The organism is Paenibacillus sp. 3LSP, assembly GCF_032465655.1.
GTDB lineage: Bacteria > Bacillota > Bacilli > Paenibacillales > Paenibacillaceae > Fontibacillus > Fontibacillus barengoltzii.
In genome coordinates this window covers 1-5683 of the sequence record NZ_JAWDJI010000147.1, presented here as the reverse complement: position 1 = coordinate 5683, position 5683 = coordinate 1, and the positions used below count along the sequence as shown (strand labels likewise).

At 51.5% G+C, this 5683-nt stretch carries 7 protein-coding genes; 1 reads left to right on the top strand and 6 read right to left on the bottom strand.

Features of this window, described 5'->3' with window-relative positions:
• The coding region (locus tag RW092_RS12435; protein ID WP_316010345.1) for a TerC family protein at positions 1 to 534 on the bottom strand (534 nt) is incomplete at its 3' end.
• A gap of 131 nt (positions 535 to 665) precedes the next feature.
• On the opposite strand from RW092_RS12435, the gene RW092_RS12430 reads away from it, so the two are divergent.
• The gene (locus RW092_RS12430) at positions 666 to 1370 is read left to right on the top strand and encodes a TerC family protein (protein ID WP_316010344.1); all 705 of its coding nucleotides are present in this window, start codon (positions 666 to 668) and stop codon (positions 1368 to 1370) included.
• 57 nt (positions 1371 to 1427) lie between these two features.
• Here the strand turns inward: RW092_RS12430 and thiI are convergent, their stop codons facing one another.
• From thiI to RW092_RS12405, 5 genes are all read right to left on the bottom strand, one after another.
• Positions 1428 to 2663: a tRNA uracil 4-sulfurtransferase ThiI gene (gene thiI, locus RW092_RS12425; RefSeq protein ID WP_016311477.1), complete on the bottom strand. Its 1236-nt coding sequence runs from the start codon at positions 2661 to 2663 to the stop codon at positions 1428 to 1430.
• A 15-nt stretch (positions 2664 to 2678) separates the two neighbouring features.
• On the bottom strand, positions 2679 to 3818 hold the full coding sequence (locus RW092_RS12420; RefSeq protein ID WP_316010346.1) for a cysteine desulfurase family protein: 1140 nt from the start codon (positions 3816 to 3818) through the stop codon (positions 2679 to 2681).
• Between the two features lie 119 nt (positions 3819 to 3937).
• Positions 3938 to 4708, bottom strand: a complete 771-nt coding sequence (locus RW092_RS12415; protein WP_016311475.1) for a lytic transglycosylase domain-containing protein — start codon at positions 4706 to 4708, stop codon at positions 3938 to 3940.
• Positions 4709 to 4894: 186 nt separating this feature from the next.
• Positions 4895 to 5290 (bottom strand): hypothetical protein, encoded by a 396-nt coding sequence (locus tag RW092_RS12410; protein ID WP_016311474.1) that lies wholly within the window; start codon positions 5288 to 5290, stop codon positions 4895 to 4897.
• Positions 5291 to 5319: 29 nt separating this feature from the next.
• Complete coding sequence (locus RW092_RS12405) at positions 5320 to 5484, bottom strand: DUF1540 domain-containing protein (RefSeq protein WP_316010343.1); 165 nt, start codon at positions 5482 to 5484, stop codon at positions 5320 to 5322.
• Positions 5485 to 5683: the final 199 nt, after the last annotated feature.

Below are 5683 nucleotides of genomic sequence, written 5' to 3'. Positions count from 1 at the left end.
CTGCAGCAGCATATCTCCGGCAGTGTATCCGAGTATGCCTGCTCCGGCATAAACGAGGATCGGCAGACGCTGCAGCCAATCGGCGATCAGATTGCTGCCCCAGACCACGATCGGAATGCTGATGGCGATCCCGATCACAAGAATCGACACATCGCCTTCTGCCAGTGCAGCGATTGCCAGCACGTTATCCAAGCTCATAATAAAATCGGCGGCGAGAATCGTCTGCACCGCCTTCCATAATGAGCTTGCGCCCGCCACGCGGGAGTGTTCCTCCTGCGGCAGCAGCAGCTTCACGGCAATCGCAGCCAGCAGCACGCCGCCTGCCGCATGAATAAACGGGATTTTCAACAGTAACACGGCTACCCAGGTCAAAACGCAACGCAACAGTACGGCTCCCAATGCCCCCCACCATACCGCCCGCTTACGTTGTTTGAGCGGCAAATTCTTGCTTGCCATAGCTATAACAACGGCGTTATCGCCGCTGAGTACGAGATTGATGATTAAAATTTCTGATAACAGCAGCAAATGTTCCAAGCTCATCCCTCCCCCTACAACTTGTATGAGGGATGTAGCCAAGCTATGCCACTTTATAAAAACATCTCTGGACAAATGAATCTTTTTGGCGATTTAATACGTATATACGTCTATAGAGGAAGTGACATAACGTGGACTTATTTAGTGCTGCATTTTTTCTCGCTCTGATCAATATTGTTTTTATCGATCTCATTTTAGCGGGTGATAATGCCATCGTCATCGGGATGGCGGCACGAAAGCTGCCCCACACGGTACAGAAGAAAGCTATCCTATACGGTACAATCGGTGCCGTTGTGCTAAGAATCGCAGCAACGCTGATTGTTGTATGGTTGTTGCAAATCCCTTGGCTGCTAGCCATAGGCGGGTTGTTGCTAATCTTTATCTCCTACAAAGTGCTGGCAGATGAAGGCGGTCATGACAACATTGAAGCCAAGGACAAGCTATGGCCGGCAATTCGTACCATTATCATTGCTGACGCTGCCATGGGGCTCGACAACGTCATTGCCGTCGCAGGGGCGTCCAAGCAGCATATGGTGCTGGTGGTCATCGGCCTGCTGATCAGCGTCCCGATCGTTGTTTGGGGTAGTACTTTGTTTATTAAACTGTTGGACAAGTTCCCTTGGATCGCTTATCTTGGCGCTGCCGTGCTTGCCTACACCGCCGCCAATATGATTACCGAGGAACGCCATTTCGTCAATTTCTTCGAAGAGAATCCAGCTCTTCGTTATCTACTGATCGCCATTGTAATCGCCGCCGTACTGTTAGCGGGTTACATGAAGAAGCGCCAACAGCGCAAAGAAACTGAAGGAGCTCAGACACATCCGGCAACCCGCTAGAAACAGTAAAACCCGCCGAAAGCCATTTGAATTGGCCTGGCGGGTTTCTTTTTATAGTTAGAACCAGCTTTCCTGAACGACATTATCCTCTGTGTTCTCCCGTCGCTTAATGGTGCGCCCAGGGCGGATAAAGATCGTTTCTGTATCCTCGACCGCTTTGTCAATCATTTCATCCAAATCCGTCAGCGAACGCTCCACATTCTCCAGGACTCGCAGATTCGGGTTGGTTGCTGGAGATTTCGGAACAAATAACGTACAACAATCTTCATAGGGCAAAATCGACAAGTCGTACGTGCCAATCTGCTGCGCCAAAGCAATGATATCCACTTTGTCGGTCATCACCAACGGCCGAAGTATTTGCAGATTCGTTACGCGTCCGATCGCATTCATGCTGGACAACGTTTGGCTGGCTACTTGGCCCAAGCTGTCTCCGGTGACCAGAGCCAAGGCGCCATTCCGTTCCGCCAGCTTCGTGGCAATGCGCAGCATCGCTCTTCGCATCATCGTGATGATCAAGTTATCCTGACCGGTCTGTGCCAGCTTCGTTTGAATTTCAGTAAACGGCACGAGGTGCAGCTTGATGAAGCCGGAATACCTAGCTAACACTTGGGCTAAATCAATGACCTTCTGCTCGGCTTTTTTACTCGTAAAAGGATAGCTGTGGAAATGAACGCATTCGATTTCCAATCCGCGACGCAGCGCCGACCAACCGGCAACCGGACTGTCGATTCCACCGGACAAGAGCAGCATGGCTTTACCGTTTGAGCCGAGCGGGAATCCTCCTGCCCCCGGGATCACTTCACAGAACAAATACGTACCCTGCTCCCGAATCTCCACACGCAGATCCACTTCGGGGTGATGAACGTCCACCTTAAGTTCGGGGTTGGCGTTCAGGATAGGAGTGCTGACCAGTCTGTTCATTTCATGCGACGAGTGAGGGAATGCCTTCCAGATCCGGCGGGCAGTCACTTTAAACTTCGTTCCCGGGGCCGGCCCCAGTTCGTTAATGAAATCAACTCCCGTCTGCAGAATATCTTCCAACCGGGAGGGGACAACTTTGATGGGAGACATCGAAGTTACGCCAAACACGTTCTTCATCTCCGCAATCATCGGCTCTAGCGGCTCTCCGTTGATGGCAATAAAAATTCTTCCATATTCTTTGATGACTTGCGCCCGGGGAAATTTATGCATCAGTGCTTTGACATGATTGTGAATCACTTGCTCGAAGCGTGAGCGGTTTCGCCCCTTAAGGGTGATTTCTCCAAAACGGAGCAGCAGCATATCATATTCCATTTTAACGTTTCTCTCCTATCGTAAAGCCTGCAGCCGCTTCACACTTCGTTGCAACGCGGCAAGCAGGGCGTCAATGTCTCGTTCTTCATGTTCCTCGCCTAGACTGATCCGAATGCCGGACGAGGCAACTTCCTTCGTTTTGCCCATAGCGAGCAGAATACGGCTTGGTTCACTTCGCTTGGAAGAACAAGCTGAGCGGGTAGATACGAAAAAACCTTCTTCCTCCAGCATGTGCAGCAACGCCTCAGCTTTCATCCCCGGATAAGAGAAATGCACAATATGCGGCGCGCCTTGCGCCGGAGAGTTGACCACAAGCTCCGGTAATTCTGCAAGCCCCTTCATCAGACGCTCACGCAAGCCATACAGCTTGGTTGCCCGAGTCTCGCGGCCTTCCTTCGCCAGACGTAACGCCTTCGCGAAAGCCACGATATAAGGAATGTTCTCCGTACCTGAACGATAGCCGCCCTCCTGTCCGCCGCCAGCCAGCAGCGGCGCAAGCCGAAGCCCTTCGCGGACGTACAGCAGGCCTACCCCTTTGGGTCCTCTTAGTTTGTGCGCAGACAGGCTGTATAAATCAATTCCGCTGTCATTCAACGACAAGGGCAGCTTGCCAAAGCCCTGAACGCCGTCTACATGAAACAGCACCCTAGGGGCAGTCGCTTTCAGCATGCGGCCGATTTCCTCCACCGGCTGTATGGTCCCAGTTTCGTTGTTCACATGCATGATCGTCACCAACACGGTATCTGGACGCAACGCTTCCTGCACCTGCTTGACGGTCACGCCTCCATTCTCGTCAACCGGAAGAATCGTCGTTTCCCAGCCCCATGAGGCCAACTGCTTGACACTCTCGAGTACAGACGGATGCTCCGTTGCCGTTGTGATTAAATGTTTGCCCCGTTCGATAAACTGGAGGGCAACCCCTTTAATGGCCATATTGTTGCTTTCCGTCGCCCCGCCGGTAAATACGATTTCCCGAGGTTGAACGCCTAGTGCAGCGGCGCTTACCTCCCTTGCTTTGTCCAACAGCTTTGCACTATCTTCGCCCAGCCGGTGTAATGAAGACGGGTTGCCATAGTGCCTTGCCATTACTTCTGCTACAGTCTTGGTGACGTCCTCATAGGGCGGGGTCGTCGCCGCATGGTCAAAATAGATCATTAGGTTCACCTTCATCTCAAAAAAGATCAAATGAAAAACGCGTATTCCCGAAATCACCGCGATCGGAGCGTTTTCCATTTGATCTTTCGAATCATGTACTTCTCAATTTTATAACCAAATTAAGCCTCGTATTTCGCTTGCGCTCGCATAATCTTGGCAATATAGCCTTGCGTCTCCTGCGGCAATAAGTGGAACTTCTCCATCAGTTGCTCATCGTTGCTGATGCCCAGCTGTTGCAGTCTGCCTGGTCCAGCGTTGTAGGCCGCAAGAGCCGTTTTAATATCCCCGCCGTAACGGTGGATTTGATATGACAAATATTTGGTGCCGCCATCAATATTCTGCGCAGGATCAAACGGGTCGCTGACTCCCAGCCCTTTCGCCGTTGCGTCCATCAACTGCATCAGCCCTTTGGCTCCGGCGGACGATACCGCCTGCGGATTAAAGGAGGATTCCGTCGCAATGACCGCTTTGATCAGACTCTCCGGCACGCCATATCGCGAACTAGCTTCGGCAATCAAAGACTGCAAGTCAGCGGTAACCTCCGCGGCTTGCCCCGGAACATCCCCTACTGTCGCTGCCGCAGCGGCCGTTAAGTAATTCGGAAGCAGCTCTGCAAAAGAGGCTGCGTCTAACGAATCTCCGCCGTCGATCCCCGCAGAATATAGATACCCTTGAAGCGATGCTAATAAAGCTTGAGTATCAACACTGGAGCCGGTCTCAGGCAAAGATCTCTCGCCCTGCTCAGCCAACATCATTTCCTGAAGCAATATATCAAACAACGAGCCGTCCATATCCCCGGTTGCTCGTTCAGATGACGATTGTTGCAAATTTAATGGATTTAAAGACTGAAGCTGAATCAGCTGTTCCACCGTTCGCGGATCGATTTGCATGCGTAATAAGCTCCTTATCGAGGAATAACTAGTTCAATGCCTATATTTTACACGCAATCCGCGACGCATACCACCCTTTTTCGATAAAAGCTGCAGAAAAGAAAAGGCCAACGCCTTAAAGATGGCGTTAGCCGGTTAGTATGACGGTCATGATTCCAGCGCTTCCGCAGCCCCATCGGACGTCGGTTAGCGAGTAAATGGCATCAGTACAAAGTAGCTTAACGTGGATACGAGCCCCAGGCCGATCGCCCAAGCCCCGGATGTTTTGTTGCCTTGGCTGTAGGCATAGAAGCCCATAACCGCAGCCAGCGGCCCCAGAATAATCGACCAAAAGAACAATGAGGCGATCCCTAAACCCACGCCGACATAACCAACGGTGCGTCCTGCCGTATCGTTGTTACCTACAGCATCGTGAGATTCTTCGGATCTTTCACTGCGGATCACGTTACCGCTGTACGTCCCGGCCGGGGTAACCTCGGCCGCATACTCCTCACGGTGCTCACGGTTCACTTTACGCGGGTAGTCGGTGCGGCTCTTTTCGGCCGACTTTTTGTGCGGTTTGTCTGATTTGGTATCCGTCATCTGAAGCACCTCCGTGAAATGTGTTTTCCTTACGACGATTTGGACTTCGGTTTAAACGTATGGCAGCAAGTGGAAGCGGACGATGCAGCAGCATCTTGGTGTTCCGTATCAAACGATTCACCAGCGAACTCCGCCGAATAATGGTTCTTCGCATGCTGGTCGACATCGATCATAATGACGTCGGCATTGCACACGTTTTTCTCTCCCCAATAGGTGCAGTTGGATACGCTACATTTAACTATGGGTTTTTCCCCATTTGGCATATTGATCACCTCGCGTATCATTTTCTCCCCGGTCTGATTCCCTTATGCGCTGCGCGATTAGCAAATCGTTCCCAAAAATCATAACCACCCGTCCAACGGGTGGTTTGCTCTTGGGGTATAACCCCTTGTT